Annotated in this window: 14 protein-coding genes and 1 pseudogene; 1 reads left to right on the top strand and 14 read right to left on the bottom strand. The window is 40.9% G+C overall.

Annotation, left to right across the window (positions count from 1 at the left end):
- Positions 1-27 precede the first annotated feature (27 nt).
- From essB to ACFRAK_RS23275, 4 genes are all read right to left on the bottom strand, one after another.
- Positions 28-1,359, bottom strand: coding sequence for a type VII secretion protein EssB (essB, locus tag ACFRAK_RS23260; protein WP_387604975.1), 1,332 nt, complete (start codon positions 1,357-1,359; stop codon positions 28-30).
- Between the two features lie 71 nt (positions 1,360-1,430).
- The gene (gene yukD / locus ACFRAK_RS23265; protein WP_387604986.1) at positions 1,431-1,670 is read right to left on the bottom strand and encodes an ESX secretion system protein YukD; all 240 of its coding nucleotides are present in this window, start codon (positions 1,668-1,670) and stop codon (positions 1,431-1,433) included.
- A gap of 96 nt (positions 1,671-1,766) precedes the next feature.
- Positions 1,767-2,057: a WXG100 family type VII secretion target gene (locus ACFRAK_RS23270; protein WP_034306171.1), complete on the bottom strand. Its 291-nt coding sequence runs from the start codon at positions 2,055-2,057 to the stop codon at positions 1,767-1,769.
- A 586-nt stretch (positions 2,058-2,643) separates the two neighbouring features.
- A complete protein-coding gene (locus tag ACFRAK_RS23275) occupies positions 2,644-3,558 on the bottom strand; it encodes a nucleoside hydrolase (protein WP_387604974.1) in 915 nt (304 codons plus the stop codon).
- 380 nt (positions 3,559-3,938) lie between these two features.
- On the opposite strand from ACFRAK_RS23275, the gene ACFRAK_RS23280 reads away from it, so the two are divergent.
- Positions 3,939-4,121, top strand: coding sequence for a hypothetical protein (locus tag ACFRAK_RS23280; RefSeq protein WP_387604973.1), 183 nt, complete (start codon positions 3,939-3,941; stop codon positions 4,119-4,121).
- 356 nt (positions 4,122-4,477) lie between these two features.
- On the opposite strand, the gene cuyA is transcribed toward ACFRAK_RS23280, so the two are convergent.
- From cuyA to ACFRAK_RS23330, 10 genes and pseudogenes are all read right to left on the bottom strand, one after another.
- Positions 4,478-5,470 carry a D-cysteate sulfo-lyase gene (cuyA, locus tag ACFRAK_RS23285; RefSeq protein WP_394572581.1) on the bottom strand — a complete coding sequence of 331 codons (993 nt, stop codon included), beginning with the start codon at positions 5,468-5,470 and terminating at the stop codon, positions 4,478-4,480.
- A gap of 319 nt (positions 5,471-5,789) precedes the next feature.
- Positions 5,790-6,167, bottom strand: a complete 378-nt coding sequence (locus tag ACFRAK_RS23290) for a RidA family protein (protein ID WP_387604995.1) — start codon at positions 6,165-6,167, stop codon at positions 5,790-5,792.
- Between the two features lie 91 nt (positions 6,168-6,258).
- Positions 6,259-7,737 carry an amino acid permease gene (locus ACFRAK_RS23295; protein ID WP_387604994.1) on the bottom strand — a complete coding sequence of 493 codons (1,479 nt, stop codon included), beginning with the start codon at positions 7,735-7,737 and terminating at the stop codon, positions 6,259-6,261.
- Between the two features lie 182 nt (positions 7,738-7,919).
- Positions 7,920-9,365, bottom strand: coding sequence for a sigma-54 interaction domain-containing protein (locus ACFRAK_RS23300; RefSeq protein ID WP_387604993.1), 1,446 nt, complete (start codon positions 9,363-9,365; stop codon positions 7,920-7,922).
- A 55-nt stretch (positions 9,366-9,420) separates the two neighbouring features.
- Entirely contained in the window at positions 9,421-10,596 is a 1,176-nt protein-coding gene (locus ACFRAK_RS23305; protein ID WP_387604992.1) for a MalY/PatB family protein, read from the bottom strand.
- 239 nt (positions 10,597-10,835) lie between these two features.
- On the bottom strand, positions 10,836-12,248 hold the full coding sequence (locus ACFRAK_RS23310) for an MBL fold metallo-hydrolase (protein WP_387604991.1): 1,413 nt from the start codon (positions 12,246-12,248) through the stop codon (positions 10,836-10,838).
- A 50-nt stretch (positions 12,249-12,298) separates the two neighbouring features.
- Complete coding sequence (locus tag ACFRAK_RS23315; RefSeq protein ID WP_387604997.1) at positions 12,299-13,498, bottom strand: NAD(P)/FAD-dependent oxidoreductase; 1,200 nt, start codon at positions 13,496-13,498, stop codon at positions 12,299-12,301.
- Between the two features lie 71 nt (positions 13,499-13,569).
- Positions 13,570-13,911, bottom strand: a complete 342-nt coding sequence (locus ACFRAK_RS23320; RefSeq protein WP_144553213.1) for a thioredoxin family protein — start codon at positions 13,909-13,911, stop codon at positions 13,570-13,572.
- Between the two features lie 51 nt (positions 13,912-13,962).
- Positions 13,963-14,064, bottom strand: a pseudogene (locus ACFRAK_RS23325) (thioredoxin-disulfide reductase); the annotation flags it as partial.
- Positions 14,065-14,900: 836 nt separating this feature from the next.
- Positions 14,901-16,628, bottom strand: coding sequence for a glycine betaine ABC transporter substrate-binding protein (locus ACFRAK_RS23330; RefSeq protein WP_387604990.1), 1,728 nt, complete (start codon positions 16,626-16,628; stop codon positions 14,901-14,903).

The raw sequence follows: 16,628 nt of genomic DNA on the forward strand, positions 1-16,628 counted from the left end.
TCTCACCTCCGCAAAAAGGCCCATTGCTCACTCTTTGCTTTTCTCTTTTTCTTCAGATGATTTATTGGAGGAATCCTTGGAAGCAGATTCCTTTTCCGCTTCTTCTTTTACAGCAGGTTTTGCCTCCGCTGCGCCTTTATCCTCTAGTTTCGATTCTGTTGAAGGCTGGTTCTGATCTTGCTGTTCCTCCATTTGCTTTTGCAATTCCTTTATTTCCTTTTCATATTGGGACAACTCAGTATCAACTTCTTTAATTTGCGTTTCCTTTTCTTCCCCTGAAAGGTTATCGTCCAACTTAATTTGTTCTTTCTGGTTTACCAGCCCATACATAATCAATTCACGATCCTCCATGATTCTCGCCAAATCGATCGCGTCCTCGTTCATGCCCCTGCCTATATAAATCCAATATAGAAGATACTGACTATCGGTTTGCAATGTGATTGCATTTTCTACATTCTTCTTCCTGACATCATCTAACGGCTCATAAGTGACGTAGGACTTCGCCAGTTCATACTGAACGACATACGGCATTTTTTTCGGATCATAGTTTTCCAAACGGTCAATGACTTCACTGTATTTTTGTTTTAAGAAGCTTTCACCGCTTGCTACATATGCTTCCTGCTTAGGGTGGGAGAAAAATAGTGTGTAAATCGTGAACAACAGCAGTGGCACTAGAACGATCACCGTACCCCAAAGTGTATAACAGCCCGTTTTCCACTTCTTTTCAGGGATATGCACAAATGCTTTTTCTTCCTTCTCTAAAGCATCTATCCGATTTTGAATGACCATGGAAAGCTCATCCCAAGTTCCCGAAAACAATATACTTTGTGATTCATTCGATAGTTTCAGTGTTTTATGGTAATGCAGGTACTCTTCGAATGTATACTGCCCATCCACAAGCGCTGAAATCGTTGCCTTCGTTTCTTTAAATAGCTCATCTTGATCATTCTCATAAGGAGGCAAACTGTCTTTTACGCCATAATGCAGGAAATATGGGGCCAAGCTTGAATCAAAGATGATATTTTCTGGACAGACGACTAGTTGCAGGCGACTCAATTCATGATTCCTGGTTTTCTTCAAGATTTGATAAGACGCTAACCATCTACTCAATGGATTTTTATCTTTAGCTTTTGAAAAAACAAAAAAAGAGGCTGGTGGATTTACTCTGATCTGCACCTCGTCCTCTGTCACTTCTATATGTTTCTGGAGAGCATCATCCGCTTCATGAATAAGCTGTAATTCCAGTGGGTCTTGCATCGATAGTTTTGCCCGTTGGAAAACGAACGAATGCCCCTTATCATCCCTCATCATTTCAGCTTCTGTTTTTTTCTTCAGATATGAGGATTTTTTCTCATCCATTATATGTAACTCCTTTACCCCTGCTAAAGGGCTTTAGACTTTTTTCCTATAAAGAGTCCACACTTAATCCATTAGAGGATCTCAAGGCGGTCCCCCGTCGTAATTCCGCTATCAAGCAGGGTTTCATAACCTGAACATACGAACTCTTTATTCTGGACCCGCACCCAATAGCCTTCTTTAGGTGCACTGGCAATACCCTTTACCTGCCATATTATTTCCACAACCTTCTTGATGGAGCGGTAATTCGACACTTGCAAATCAAACACTTCCCCTGTATACCTTTTTAAATCGATCGTCAGTTGAATATATATGGAAACCACCTCTTTTAAAGCAAAAAAACACCACGATCTTCATAAAGAGTCGCGGCGCTTTTTCCTAGAAAATTCTTTATCTCATTGACCTAATGATTATCCGCGAATTTGACTAGCAATCTGATTATCCGTGTCTTCAAGGATTTGAGCTGATTTATTCAATTGTTGAGAAACTTCATTCAACAAACGTGCCATATCCATGAATGAAGGCTTTAATTCTTCGTACTGGCCTACGAAAGCCTCACTGGAAGAACCTTCCCAAATACCAGTTAAATGATCTCTCATTCTATCTAAACGACCAATCATATCCGTTACTTGTTGGCTCTCATTATCGTATTGTCTAGCTACATCTTTCAGTTCCGAAGGTGTTACACGAATTTGTGACATAGAAAAAACCCTCCTTTTATCTTATATAGTACATTTTAATAGAACCATACATTTTCTGCCATATAAATAAGCGCAAAGTCGAAAAATGGTAAATTATGATTATACAAAAAAACCTAAATATGGCATTACGAAAGTCTATGTACCTGTTTTTACAAATCTTTAAACCCGTTTTTTAGTTTTATTTTAACTTTTTACTTTTTATGGTAAAAAAGGTTCCTTATACCTAATATTCCCGAACCATTATCCAATAATATGGTTTACACCCTAATGATAGGGACTTTAGACTTCTTTTAGTCAATTAATCAAACGTTTGATTAAAGCCTGAAAATCAAACGTTTCCATACTGTTCGCCTTTAGAAATGATCGACCCCAAATCATTCAAAAATGGACATCCGATTGAACGGGGGACCTTTTTTACAAAGATATTTTGAACTGATTCCTCTTTTTTCGGTCTATTATTTCGGCGTAGGAATACGTCATATAGCGAGAATGGGTCTATCCAACAGAAACAGGCCATCTCTTCCCATAGGTTTTTGGAAAAGTGATGGCCTTTATACTTAATACATGATTCAATTACGTTGCTTAGTCATATAACCCGTTCCAAAAAATGTTTCAAAAACCGACCACTTTCAACATTTGTACAGACGCGGATTCTAGATTCGCCATCCTTTTGGCCAATTGTCTTGCCTGTTTCTTCACCTTCGGTCACCACCTTGACGTTCATCCGTTCTGCATTCACAAAACTTGAATCAACCGCAACCCCGACAGCAAGCGGATCGTGAAGGGCGCAACCGCCTAAGCCTGGATGGGAATTTTCATATGCTTTCATATAATAATCGGTCATTTCCGCTAAAAATTTGGCGCTTTCCTTACCAGTGGCCCGCCAATCATCGAGCTTCGATTTCAACAGATATGTTTGGAGTGTCACATCAAGCCCCACTAGGGTGATTGGCAGTCCTGAAGCAAATACCTGATCAGCTGCTTCAGGATCTGATATTATGTTCGCTTCAGCATAGGGCGTTACATTTCCTGGTACGTTTACGGCACCGCCCATAATAACGACCTCTTTTACTAATGACATGATCATTGGGGCTTCTTTAATCGCCAATGCGATGTTAGTCAGTGGTCCAACTGCAATAATCGTAATTTCATGCGGTCTGGTTTTCACTTGATCGATAATGAAATCTACTGCATTTCCTTGTGATGCTTTGATGGTTGGTTCAAACTGAAGAGTATTTCCTAACCCGTCTTCCCCATGAACATGCTTCGGATATTTCTTCTTCCTTCCACGCACCAAGGTTTGGTCAGCACCTTCAAAAACCGGAATGCGCCTATTTAATTTTTCCAAAACGGCAAGTGTATTGCGGGTCGATTCAACAACGGGCACGTTACCAAAGCAAGTGGTGAATCCGAGCACTTCCAATTCCGGAGAATTTAAAGCATATGCCATTGCCATGGCATCATCAATCCCAGTATCAACATCAAATATGATTGGTTTCAATATTTCCACACCTTCCAAAATCACTTTTTGAGAGCTTTTCCATAGAGAAATAACAAATTGATTGCCCTCTCTTTTCTCTTTCTTATGTATCAGGAAACACTGTTTTCCAATTGAATTTTAACATTCAACGATAGGCAGTTCCACAGAAAGTTAGGAATACTCTTAATTCGCAAACAGTTGGCAATGCCAGCCACTTCTTGTATCGACCGGAAATAATAGTTGACCGCTCATAAATATCAATGATATAAAAAGGGAAAAGAAGAAATTATATCTTAGTTGTGACCAATTCCTCATCAACTTGTTCAATGCTATTACGTCTACTACAAAAGCAGTTATGAATACTCGCGTTTCGAATTTATGATATCCAAGGTGGAAAAAGGATGAAAATGTTTAAGTTGATTGAAGATGTTCCTTCTGTATATAAAAAAGGAACAAAATTCTTTTTAATATCACATTCAGAATTCATTGGCGTGAAAAGTTATGTATTACTGGCTGAAGATTTGAAAGGAAAGATCGAAGTAACGGAAGAGGAATTGAGGAGTAAATTCGTTTCCATCCATTGATTTAAAAAGCTCCATTTGGAAGCCGATGGAATCGAACCAGCGACTAAAAAACTGAATATGTGGAAGGAAAGGACATGTACATTATGGTGAATGTTTTCCTAAAAACTATGATTCTAATGAGCCGGAAATTTTCAGCCAGCTCATTTTTAACGAACCACATAACAAACCTTATTTAATGGTCTATTTACGGGATAACTTCATCATATTCTATCCCACACCAGGAGAAAGCATTGTTAAAGTCTATAGCAAATCAGATAAGTTCATTCCTATGGTACAGCTTCATTGGGCTGATTCTATATACCTCTACTTAGAACAGAAGCTCTATTGTTTTTTGCTTCACACTATCGCCATATAATTCAATAAAAGAGAGAAGTATTGGCGTACAACGATGAAGCACCGCCAGAGTGAACAAATAGAATGTTATCCTTAGGCTTAAAGGTGCCTTTTTGTATTAAATCGATGAGTCCCGCTGCCGCTTTACCCGTATATACCGGATCCAGCAAAATCCCTTCCGTTCTTGCCATTAGCTTGACTGCTTCCACCATTTCAGGTGTAGGCAAAGCATAACCCGGTCCGACATACTCATCAAAACACGTAATCTCCTCACGAGGAATTGAATGTGGAATCCCGATGTGTGCTAACGTTTCTTTAACTAGCTGATGAACTTTCTCTTCTTGTTCAGCTTTTCCTCTGCTTACATTTATCCCAATTACTGATATTCCACTTTGATTTCCATGAAATCCTGCGGCCAAACCAGCATGCATTCCTCCGCTGCCGCTTACACAAACAACTGCTTTCAAATCAATTCCTTGGTCAAAGGACTGTGCCAAGATCTCCTGTGCACAAGCCACATATCCCGTTGCACCAATGACATTCGATCCTCCAACCGGAATGATGTACGGGCTATGTCCATTCTCTGTTACCTCTTTAGCTATTTTCTGCATTTCCTGCATTAAGTCCGCTCCATTAGGCACTACTTTGATTTGTTCAGCGCCCAATAAATGATAGAGAAAATAGTTACCGTTAAAATCTGGTTCAGAATTTGCAAGACCTTCTTCCAACACAAGAATGCATTTCATTTTCTCTTTAACCGCTGCCGCTAATGTTAAACGGCAATGATTGGATTGGATGCCTCCACATGTAATTAACGTATCCGCGCCTTTATCCAATGCATCGGCAACAAGGAACTCCAGTTTTCTTGTTTTATTTCCCCCAGCCGTCAAACCAAGCATATCATCTCGTTTAACATAAATGGATGGGCCCCCAAGAACTTCAGAAAAATGATCTAACCTTTCAATCGGTGTATATGTTGGTGTATATCGCTTTCTGGGAAATTGTGCTAAATTCATTTTTAAAAACTCCTCCTGATGCTTTTTGTTTTGGCTGTTTTCGCATACTTTGTTGCTGTTTACCAAGTAAAGCGCTGTGGTTGATTTCCCTCCAGATGCTCGCTTTCCGCGGGGCGGGCGGTGATCGGCGTATCCGCCTGTGTGGTCTCACCTGTCCCGCTGCTCCCGCAGAAGTCTCACACTTGCGCTCCATCAACCTTAAATCGTTTAGTTTTTAAAAACAACAATCTTTACGAAAAGAGCCTTTGTTTAAGAATGGCCATATTTACATTAAAGAAAATTGAATATCAATCTGCCTTCCCTTTTCAATTATATATCATTAAATAATAGCCACCGCTTCTACTTCAATAAGAGCATCTTTAGGTAAACGAGCAACTTCAACCGCACTTCTTGCCGGATAATTATCAGGGAAAAACTCTCCGTATACTTGATTCATCACGGCAAAATGATCCATATCGCTTAAAAAAACCGTTGTTTTTATTACCTGCTGTAAGCTTGATCCCGCCGCTTCTAAAACCTTTTCAAGATTCCCCAATGACACCCTTGTTTGCTCTTCAATATCATCTGGCATTTCTCCAGACTCAGGATCAATTGGGAGCTGCCCTGAAGTGTACACTATATTTCCTGCCTTAATACCTTGTGAATAAGGACCGATAGCCATGGGGGCTTCTTTTGTTATGACTGCTTCTTTTATCATATAAACCACCTCTTTTTTTGTAATCCCGTTAAAACGGACTTGAATGTAATATCCCTCTGAATGCCACGCTTACATGACACAGCCTTCCCGCTTATTCTTTTCGCTCAAAATCACACTCCATAAGCGGCACCATTTTTGTTTTCTTAATGATTTTATAACCCAACCAGAGAAGTAAGAAAATAGGTAGACCAATGTAGGTAGCCAGTATTTCCGCCCAGCCAATCTGATGTCCGAAAAAAAGAGTCTGTCCAAGAATGAAAACCACAAAAAATAACAGTGTGATAACCGGGCCCAGAGGGTACCATTTGGCTTTAAACGGCAATTCATTTAGATCTCGGCCTTGTGCTACATATGCTTTACGGAAGCGGTAATGACTAGCGGCAATCCCGAACCATTTGATAAATCCGGTAAGGGCTGAAGCATTTATCAGCCAAATAAAAACGGAACCATTTCCAAAAAGGGAAGCCAAAAAAGAGACTAGTCCTATAATTGCCGTTGCACAGAGCGCCAACATGGGAATTCCCTTCCGATTAAGACTAGCAAAGATTCGTGGTGCCTTCCCTTCTTTTGCTAAAGCCCAAAGCATACGTGAAGAAGCATACATTGCTGAATTTGCAGCTGATAATACAGAGGTAAGAAGCACTGCATTCATTACGGAAGCGGCAAATGCCAACCCAGCTCTCTGAAGAACGAGCGTGAAAGGGCTGATAGATACATTTTCAACGCCGGATTTAAGCAGGTTTGGATCCGTATAAGGGATAATCAAACCGATAACAAAAATCGTCAGCACGTAGAAAATAAGGATGCGCCAGAAGATTGACCGGATCGCTTTCGGCACGTTTTTCGATGGATTTTCGGTTTCACCTGCGGCCGTCGCAATCACTTCTGTTCCCTGGAACGAAAAGCCGGCGATGAGCACTACACTAAAGATAGATATAAGCCCGCCATGGAAAGGAGCATCCCCTTGGGTAAAGTTACTGAACCCGACCGCATGCCCTCCCATAATTCCAAAAATCATGGCAACCCCAATAACGAGAAACACGATGATCGAAATGACCTTAATACCGGCAAACCAGTATTCACTTTCACCATAAGCCTTGACTGATAAAACATTTAAGATTAGCAACAAACCGAGAAATAGTGCGCTCCACAATATGGAAGGTGAGTCTGGAAACCAATACTTCATAATAAGGGTAGAGGCCACCAAGTCTGCAGGAACCGTTATCGCAGTTGTATACCAATAGTTCCAACCTAACGCAAAGCCTAACGCAGGATCAATATACTTTGATGCATATATATCAAAGGCCCCCGGGACCGGTAAGAAGGCCGATAGCTCCCCTAAACTATTCATGACAAAATAGACCATGATACCGACCAGTATGTATGCAGCAAGCGCTCCTCCCGGCCCCGCAGTGCTAATCGTCGATCCGCTGGATACAAACAATCCAGTTCCAATAGCGCCGCCAATGGCCATCATCGTTAAATGTCTGGATTTCAGCTTCCTTTGTAATGATGATTTTTGATTTCGACCTTCTAGGGTATTGCTTATCTCCGCTTCTAATTTCCCCATAGTGTATCCCCCTGTTTACTCATAGTTCACATACAATTGGTATGCAGGCTCACCTTGTTGTTCTTTTTAATTTTTAAAATTTTCTGTCAACCAACAAAATACCTCTGCCTTCCACTTATAATTCAGCCGAGAAAATGCTATAAGCACTTCCCCGCATTAATATTATTTGAGTAAAGATGAAGTTAACATAATTTATACTTTTCCAACTTGCGATATAGAGTAGAGAGGCTAATCTGTAGTTCCCTGGCAATCTGTTCTTTGTCATCTCGATATTTTTCAGCCAGGAAATAGCTCTGGATTACGTCTTTTTCATATTCTGAAATCATTTGTTCTAAGCTTAATCCACTACACTCAACAGAGAGATGATCCTGTTGAAAGAGATAGTCAGGTAAATCTTGAAAGCCCACAATATCCGATTCGGCCATATTCACCATATATTCAACTGCGTTTTCCAATTGCCGTATATTCCCAGGCCAATCATAACGAATGAGCCACCGTTCCAGCATGGGGTCAAGTCTCAGTGGATTCCTTTGCATGATCATACAATGTTTACGAATGAAATGTTCGAGATACAAAGCAATATCATCACGCCGCTTTTTCAATGGTTTGGTATGGAGAGGGAGGACATTGAGACGATAATATAAATCCTCGCGAAAGGTTCCGTTTTTCACCATTTCCTCCAGGTTGCGGTGAGTGGCCGCAATCACCCGTACATTAATCTCGATCGCTTTATTACCACCGATTCTTTCAATCTCTTTTTCCTGTAAAACCCGTAATAACTTTGGCTGCAAGAAAAGCGGCATATCTCCAATTTCATCAAGAAAAATGGTTCCGTTGTGCGCTAATTCGAATTTCCCCATTTTCCCATTCCGCCTTGAGCCAGTAAATGATCCGCCCTCATATCCAAACAATTCACTTTCTAACAAGCTTTCAGGTATGGCAGCGCAATTAACTGCTACAAAAGAATGCATTCGGCGCTTGCTTTCAAAATGAATCGCCTTAGCCAATAATTCCTTCCCCGTACCACTATCTCCCCTAATCAACACTGTGGATGGGCTGTTGACAATCCTTTTTGCTTTTTTAATAACATCTTGAAGCCCGGAATCTTTACCAAGAATGTGTTCAAAAGTAATGGATTTCGGGGGCGTCGGTATATCTTCTTGAATTTTGCAACCCTGTTCTTTACCAAGGTCCAGCATTGCTAATTTATTGACCAGCAATGTACTAACATTGCTTAAAAACTGTATTAGGTTCTCTGATTCTAAAACCATTTTCTCCTTTTGTTCAAGGGAAAAACCAATCATGCCGATGACGCCAACCGGTTTATCTTGCTTTACAATAGGAAACCCAATGGTCGCGAGCTCTTTGCATTGATTCACGAATTTACAACTCCTACATTGCGACTCATTTTTTTTCACATCGTAAACCACTCCAGGCTCCCCTGTTTCCAATATCATTCTGAAAAAGGAGCCTTCCGGAGCCGTTTTGCCAATGAGGTCTTTATAGTAGCCGGTTCCGCTAATGCGAACGCCCTTTTCATCAAGCACCGTTATATCCAGACCAAGGATTCCTGCCGTGTTCTCAGCGTAATCTTGAATAAATTCTTGTATGCCGATAAAGCCTGCCATATTATCCTCCTCTGCTATAGTGCTATATGAAATAATTCTATAATAAAATAAATTTCTACGCTTTGCACAAAGAGGAAACAGCTTTTTCTATACCACCCAACGCATTTTTCAACATCGAACGCGGGCAAGCTATATTAAGTCGCATAAACCCTTCACCTTCCATACCGAAGATCTGCCCTTCATTCATCGCAACCCTTGCTTGGCGCAACATAAATTGATCCATTTCTTCAACTCCCAATTCTCGGCAATCAAGCCATACAAGGTATGAGCCTTCAGGCTGAATGACTTTGATTTGCGGGATGTTTTTGCTGAAATAACTCAGAGTGAACTCCAGATTCCCCTGCAAATATTCGAGGAGCTGATCCAGCCATTCTTCTCCATGGCGGTACGCAGCCTCTAACGCAACAACACCAAATATGTTCGGTGAACCAATGGATAATGTATTAAGTTCTCTGTCATACCTTTCACGCAGTTGCTGGTTTGGAATAATGATGCTTGACGTCTGCACACCCATTAAGTTAAAAGTTTTGCTTGGAGCAATGCAGGTAAGAGAATGATTCGCAAACTCTTCTGAAATAGAGGCAAAAGGAATATGGGTATGTGTTTTATAAACAAAATCAAAATGAATTTCATCTGCGACAACGAGAATGTTGTGCTTCATACAAAGCTGCCCCAGTCTCGTCAATTCTTCTCTGCTCCATACCCTTCCGATTGGGTTATGGGGACTACATAGAATCAACATTTTCACTTTTGAATCCATCTTTGCCTCTAGGTCTTCGAAATCTATTAAATAACGCCCATTTTCAAGCTTAAGCGGGTTGTTTACAATTTCACGGCCGTTCGCTTTGATAACGCGGGCAAAATGATGGTAAACTGGCGGTTGGATAATAATCTTGTCCCCTGTCTGCGTGAAGGACTGAATCGCCAACGATAGGGCTGGAATCACACCTGGGCTGTGGGTAATCCATTCTTTCTCAACGGACCATCGATGTCTTCTTTTCAGCCAACCAACAATGGATTCTATATATGATTCCGGTCTAAGCATGTAGCCATAAACACCGTGCTCCACACGTTGTTTTAATGCTTCGATGATAGGTTGTGGAGACTGAAAATCCATATCGGCCACCCACATCGGTATAACATCCTTTACGCCGAAATGATTTTCAAGATCATCCCACTTTTCGCAGTCAGTGCCCAGTCGACGGATTTCTTGGTCAAAGTTATATTTCATCGAGTATCTCTCCTTCTCATGTTTGCTTGTGTATCCTGCCTTTTATATAAGCAATTGTCATGCCAACTCATTTCTCTTATAAAATCTTCTTATTTTCATAGAATATCTTATTTGAATTCCCTAATACCGCGGTCATTTTTTTAAACCCTTTCATCCTAAACATTAGCACTTTTGCAATCTTAGGAAATATTTTCTTATAGATGATAAAATCAAAACATTTCATCAAGATTTCTGGTAGGTCACAACTTCTTCCGTTTCCGCCATTCCTCATACCCACCTACAAGGCTTTGTACTTCTTTAAAACCATGAACTTGCAGAAGGCTTGCAGCTATGGCTGATCTTCCTCCGGATTTGCAATAAACCAAAATTGGTTTATCATGCGGGAGGTTAGATGCCTGTTCTTGTAAATGGCCAAGCATGACATGATTAGCTTGTGGAAAATGGCCTTCCTGCCATTCGGCCATGCTTCGGACATCTAGCACATAGATGCTTTCTGTTTGAATGGCGTCATCTATCATGTCCATTGTCACTTCTTCATATTTCATAACACGTGAATCAGAATCGCCAGCCTGCTCAATGATATATGGATCCAATGTTGCAATGACGCGATCCAAGCCAATAGACTGGAGATCTTTTACAATACCTGCAACATCATCATTGCTTGCCAGAAGATATATAGGCAAGTCATAATCCAACAGCCACCCCGCCCACGTTACAAATGATTTGTTATATGGGATATTAATTGAGCCTCGTATATGCTTGGAGGCAAATGCACTGGCCGGACGCGTATCCAAGACTATTCCCTGTTCCGACCATTCCTGCACAATATCTATTGACCCCACCATAGGAAGTGGCGCTGATATCCTTCGGATTTGTTGCGCTCCATCTTTATTCAACCGCTTCATCATTGAAAAATAAGGGGGCGCCTCAGGCTGCCCAGCCAACAGCGCTTCAACAAAGAGATTTTCATCATTATATTGCAGTGCCCAATTTGTCCGTTTTTCATATCCGATGGTTGACGACGGGATCGCACCTAGCGCTTTACCACAGGCACTGCCCGCCCCATGCCCTGGCCATACTTGCAAATAATCTGGAAAGTTTTTAAATTGTTGCAATGACCGATACATCATGCGTGCCATTTTTTCTGAGGAACCATGTACCCCTACGGCTTTTTCTAATAAGTCGGGACGCCCCACATCACCCACAAATACAAAGTCCCCGGTAAATATGCCGAGCGGATCCTTGGTAGATGCACCCCCATCTGTTACGAGCAGCGATATATGCTCAGGTGTGTGTCCTGGCGTATGTACCACCTCAAAATGGATATTTCCAATGGCAAATACATCTCCATTTCTCAGAAAGCGGTGGTCATACCCAGTTGCGTACTCATATTTCCAGTCCGGCCTCCCTTCATCAGACAAATACAATGTCGTTTCAAGCCTGGAAGCCAGCTCCAGCGAACCAGACAAAAAATCTGCATGGATGTGTGTTTCCGTTACGCCTACGATTCTCACACCATGTGCTCTTGCCGTTTTTATGTAAGGTTCTATATTACGTGACGGATCGACAATGATCGCTTCACCGGTAGCCTGACATCCCACAAGGTATGAAGCTTGAGCCAGTTTCTCATCATAAAAATACTTTAATAGCATGAATCCTTCTCCTTTCAAGCACCTCGGATACTTATGTTTTGTTATGGCTTTTACATCTTTCCTTTAAGCATTCCGTTCCAATACATAACGGGAAGCAAGTTTTTCTTCAATAAATACATACTGAACCTCTCACGGGATTGATCGATGGGAAAGGTTTCTTGCGGCTGTAAATCATAATTGAACTCAGCCAGTATAAGCCGCCCATATCCGGTAACAAGCGGACATGATGTATAGCCGTCATATTTATGAACCATAAGTTTGGCACGCATCCGATGAAGCAAATTTTTCACAAGCACGGGCGCTTGTTTGCGAATCGCAGCCCCCGTTTTCGATGTAGGCAGGTTTGTGCAATCCCCTATGCCAAATACATTGTCATAGTGTTGATGCTGAAGAGTATATTTGTCCACATTCAGCCACCCATTACTTGCCGCGAGCGAACTATTCTTGATAAAATCAGGAGCGCTCATCGGTGGTACCACATGTATCATGTCATAATGCATATTCACGCGCTCTTCCGTGTCCAGGTTTTCAAATGTCGCTCGCTTCTTCTCACCATCAATTTCAATAAGATGATGCATAAAATATGTCTCTATTTCTTTGCGTTCAATTATTTTATTAAGTGCCTGTTCATATTTTTTTACATTGAATATGGATGGGTTCCCTGAAACGAAAATAACTGAAGATTGCTCGCGAACTCCTGATTTTCTGAAATAGTCTTCTGCCATATACATAATTTTTTGAGGAGCACCACCGCATTTTACCGGCGTGTTCGGGTTGGTGAAAATGGAAGTCCCCCCCTTGAAGTTTCTGATCGCCTCCCAAGTGCCATCAACATAATCATAAGAGTAATTACTACATACACCATTCTTTCCAATACTCTCTTTTAAACCTTTAATTTTATGCCAGTCAATTTGAATCCCGGCTGCGACAACTAGATATTCATAGTGCAGTTTCTTTCCGGATGCTGTTACAACAGCATTTTCATCGGGCTCAAAAGTGGTTATCGCATCCTGTACCCACACTGCTCCGCTCGGAATAACGGATGCTTCCTCCCTTTGTGTTACGGTTTTGTCAGCTACGCCAGCTCCCACAAGTGTCCATAATGGCTGATAATAATGTTTCGTCGCAGGATCAATGATTGCAATGTTTCCGCTCAGAGTACGTGATTCACGCAAGAGACGAGCTGCGACCGTAATCCCGGCACTGCCACCCCCTACAATCAAAATTTTGTAATGGATTTCATCCTTCATCTTTGCCATTCTAAGCACCTCATCTCAATTTTATAAAGTAGCTCACCAATCTAACCCTTCAGCATTAATGATTATCTTTTTAATTTCCCACTTTCTACGATTTGATTGAGAAACTGTTCAACCTCTTCCTGGCTTTTTCCGATTTTACTTACAAAGCGATTAAGTTCCTTCCCTTCTTGAAAAGCAATGAAGCTTGGGATTCCATACACATCTAACTTCTCTAATAGTTCCGGAAAATGGTCTCGATTTACTGCGATCATATCTATTTTTTCTTTATACGCTTCTTCTACAATTGGCATGAATAAATTGGTATTCTGACAGTCCGGGCACCATTCAACATAAAATTTGGCTACAACCGGTTTTGTTGATAAAATCGCCTCATCAAACTCTTGCTCAGTTTTGATCTCTTTCATTATTACAATCCTCCCTATATTTTGTTCTCAACGTTATACTGATTGTCTCCATTACTTGATCGCTCTTGCATCAAGATATCTTTCGCAATCCAGAGCAGCCATACAACCACTTCCTGCATCAGTAATTGCATGGCCGTATTTATGATCTTGTACCAGGATTCACGATGATATATTCCATACCGTCCGTAAATTGATCCATATCCGCAGATCAAACCTAGTACGAATCCGACAATAGTTCCTGAAACAATGGAGAAGAGTACTTTAATAGTCGTCATTCTCTCCGAGACTCTTACCAAATAGTTGGCTATTCAGCTCTCCCTCCTTTCTTGATTTACTCTTATTTATATAAGCAAAAACCATGCCAACTAATTTCTCCTGTAAAACCGCTTGTTTTACACACCCCGCACTTTATTAATTCTCAATTTTGCCACCATTCCCCTTAAAAAGACTTTCTCATCAAGCTTGATGCCTTCTTAAGAATGGGAACTACTTTTGCACCTGTAATAAAATCAACTTGTATAAAATGGTTCATTAACATATCGGTTATCGTTTAACTGAAAAAGGATACATAAACAATGTTATTGTGTTACTTCTGATGAAAGAAAAAATCGCCCTCAATTTATTCAGGCGATTTAACGTTACTGGTATTGTAGATTTTAAAGCTGGATGTATACTGTCGTCCTTCAGTTCAATCCTAAGCCAGGACAAAATTGAGCTGGATAGGTCTTATATGAACAGAATTTGCGGCTAACTTCTGACTTGCTTCCATACATCACCTTTATCTTCAAAAAGCTATATTGGACATCTTCCTTTTGGTATCACTCTTTATCGCTCACGAAGCTGACTATATGACTAACCCTTAATCCAACTTAAAACGTTTGACTTCTCGCATAAATTCTTTGCCGCTTTTTTGCCATAGAAAAATCCCCTACATGTAAACTGTTAAGAACAGCCTACCTGTAGGGGATCATACAAATTCCCGCGTTTTCTTATTTCAAGTCTTCAATCGAATCAATATCGACGTAATCCGGTACGACCAGACCAAGCTTTGTTCCTTTTAAGTTAGGTCCAAGGTCAACTATTTCATCTTTATACTTATTATAGTATTCAAGATGTGTTCCCGGGAGCCATGCAGCTACCATTGCGTCCGCACTTCCGTTTGCAACGCCAGCAAACATTGGCCCCACTTCGACCTGACTCAATGTTACATCATAGCCATTCTGCTCCAGTACCTTGCCAATCACATTCGTACTGGCGATTTCAGTGTCCCAAGCAACATAAACCAGTTTGATTTTTTTACCATTTCCTGATTCAGCACCCTTGGTCCATTCGGATACTTTGTCCTGATTTTCCTTTATCCATTTTTCTGCTGCTTCTGAAGGAGTCATACCTTCAGTAACCTTGACCATTACATCTTCCATATCTTTAGTATCCCAGAAGAATTGATCAAGAATTTTATAAGCGCCAGGGGCATCTTGTTCGAGGCCTTTTCTGGCAATCGAATTAATATTTTCAGCTTTACCGAAGTCTCCCTTCGGATCTTTGAGATATTTCAAGTCATATTTCGAGAACATCCAATGCGGTGACCATCCTGTAACGACGATTGGTTCTTTTTTATCAATTGCTTTTTTCAATTCTGCAACCATCGCTGCCGATGACCCTTCAACCACTTTCCAATCATCCAGCTTATAATCATCCATTGCCGTTTTAGTCAACTTCATTATCCCTGCTCCAGGTTCAATTCCGATGATTTCATAATTTGCCTTGGCAGCAAGACTGTTTTCATCCCCGTTCACAGCTTTTTCTTTTGTAAAAGCACCGAATAGTGCAGTACCCACAACAAGTAAAGCCAATATTGTAAAAATGATTTTCCTGCTAACGATATGTTCGTAAGCTGGTTTACGAAGGTTTTGCGTGATACGATCTAAAATGATTGCAATGATTACGATGGATAATCCTGCTTCAAATCCTTGCCCAACATTAATTTGGCTGACAGCCCTGTAGACATCAGCACCAAGTCCGGGTGCTCCAACCAATGAGGCTGTAACAACCATTGACAGTGCGAGCATGATGCTTTGGTTAACTCCTGCCATGATCGTTGGAGTAGCCAATGGTATTTGAACCTTGAATAACTTTTGGCTGCTGGTGGAACCAAAAGCATCCGATGCCTCGATCAAATCATTAGGCACTTCCTGAATCCCAAGATTGGTCATTCGGATCGTCGGTGCGATAGCGAAAATGAATGACGCAATGATCCCAGGCACTACCCCTATTCCAAAGAATAATATCGAAGGGATCAAATAAACGAATGCAGGCATCGTTTGCATGAAATCCAAGATTGGGGTTACGATATTGCGCACGGTTTTATTTTGTGCACACCATATTCCGATCGGTATCCCGATCACTATCGTTAAAGCTCCTGACAATATAACGATTGCCAGAGTTTGGATACTTGATTCCCAATAACCCAGATTATCAATCAATAGCAAGCTGATGAATGCAAATACTCCTAATGGCCATTTGCTTGTATAAGTAACTAAAAGGGTCAGGACGATGATTAAAACAATCGAAGGTCCTGCACTCATTACATCGACCAAGATATTCAAAAGACCCTCGATTACATCCGTAATAAATGTAAATAATCCAGCAAATACAATAGTTATCCAATCCACTAAAGAATCGACCCAAGCTCCTAGTGGGATTTTCGGCATATTCAT

Source organism: Peribacillus sp. NPDC056705 (assembly GCF_043656335.1).

Excerpts from the sequence above, each read along its gene's own strand:
- essB (WP_387604975.1), bottom strand. The coding sequence starts at position 1,359 with ATGGATGAGAAAAAATCCTCATATCTGAAGAAAAAAACAGAAGCTGAA.
- ACFRAK_RS23270 (WP_034306171.1), bottom strand. The coding sequence starts at position 2,057 with ATGTCACAAATTCGTGTAACACCTTCGGAACTGAAAGATGTAGCTAGA.
- ACFRAK_RS23280 (WP_387604973.1), top strand. The coding sequence starts at position 3,939 with ATGAAAATGTTTAAGTTGATTGAAGATGTTCCTTCTGTATATAAAAAA.
- cuyA (WP_394572581.1), bottom strand. The coding sequence starts at position 5,470 with ATGAATTTAGCACAATTTCCCAGAAAGCGATATACACCAACATATACA.
- ACFRAK_RS23290 (WP_387604995.1), bottom strand. The coding sequence starts at position 6,167 with ATGATAAAAGAAGCAGTCATAACAAAAGAAGCCCCCATGGCTATCGGT.
- ACFRAK_RS23295 (WP_387604994.1), bottom strand. The coding sequence starts at position 7,737 with ATGGGGAAATTAGAAGCGGAGATAAGCAATACCCTAGAAGGTCGAAAT.
- ACFRAK_RS23300 (WP_387604993.1), bottom strand. The coding sequence starts at position 9,365 with ATGGCAGGCTTTATCGGCATACAAGAATTTATTCAAGATTACGCTGAG.
- ACFRAK_RS23305 (WP_387604992.1), bottom strand. The coding sequence starts at position 10,596 with ATGAAATATAACTTTGACCAAGAAATCCGTCGACTGGGCACTGACTGC.
- ACFRAK_RS23310 (WP_387604991.1), bottom strand. The coding sequence starts at position 12,248 with ATGCTATTAAAGTATTTTTATGATGAGAAACTGGCTCAAGCTTCATAC.
- ACFRAK_RS23315 (WP_387604997.1), bottom strand. The coding sequence starts at position 13,498 with ATGAAGGATGAAATCCATTACAAAATTTTGATTGTAGGGGGTGGCAGT.
- ACFRAK_RS23320 (WP_144553213.1), bottom strand. The coding sequence starts at position 13,911 with ATGAAAGAGATCAAAACTGAGCAAGAGTTTGATGAGGCGATTTTATCA.
- ACFRAK_RS23330 (WP_387604990.1), bottom strand. The coding sequence starts at position 16,628 with ATGAATATGCCGAAAATCCCACTAGGAGCTTGGGTCGATTCTTTAGTG.